Annotated in this window: 1 pseudogene; it reads right to left on the bottom strand. The window is 69.3% G+C overall.

The window, feature by feature from the left end:
* Positions 1–639: pseudogene (locus tag EOA24_RS40160) on the bottom strand (hypothetical protein); the annotation flags it as partial.

Below are 639 nucleotides of genomic sequence, written 5' to 3'. Positions count from 1 at the left end.
GGCAGCGATCAGGCCGCCATAGCCGCGCCTGCGCTGCGGCTGCTGAGGCCGCAGCCGTTGGAAAGTATCGGCCGCCGGCTGCTCGTCATTGGCAAAGACATCGCTGCCGTCCTCGGCGTCGGCGGCGTCCATGCCCGCCAGGCCGACATCGTCCTCGCGCGGCGACGGCATCGGCGGTGGCGGCGCCTTCTGCCCGGCAGGCTCCGCCTCTGGCGCGGCCTGCCAGCTCGGCTCCGTCCTTGCCGTGCTTTGCCAGGCCGGCTCGGTCTTCACGGGGTTTTGCGGCGCCGGCTCCGCCTTCGGCGCGCTTTGCCAGGACGGTTCGGCCCTGGCGGGCGCCGGTGTCGGCTTGAGGGGTTCTGATTTGAACGGGTCCGGCTTAGCCGGCGCCGGCACAGCCGCGGGCGGCGCCGGCTGGCGGGAGTGGGTCGGCTGGTTCCTGTTGCGGTCGATGGAGGAGAAGATATGCTCCAGCTCCGCCAGCGGATCGGCGGCGGGAACGCTTTTGGCATAACTGCGCTCGACGCTGGAGATGGCGTCTTCAAGCGTGCGCTTCTGCTGATCCACGACCGAAGGCGCCAATGGTGGAACGCGATCGGCAAGCTTCTTGTCGATTGTCACCCGCGCCTTGTCATAGAC

It is taken from the genome of Mesorhizobium sp. M2A.F.Ca.ET.039.01.1.1 (genome assembly GCF_003998035.1).
In the GTDB taxonomy this organism is placed as follows: domain Bacteria; phylum Pseudomonadota; class Alphaproteobacteria; order Rhizobiales; family Rhizobiaceae; genus Mesorhizobium.
This window is presented reverse-complemented; position numbering and strand designations above follow the sequence as displayed.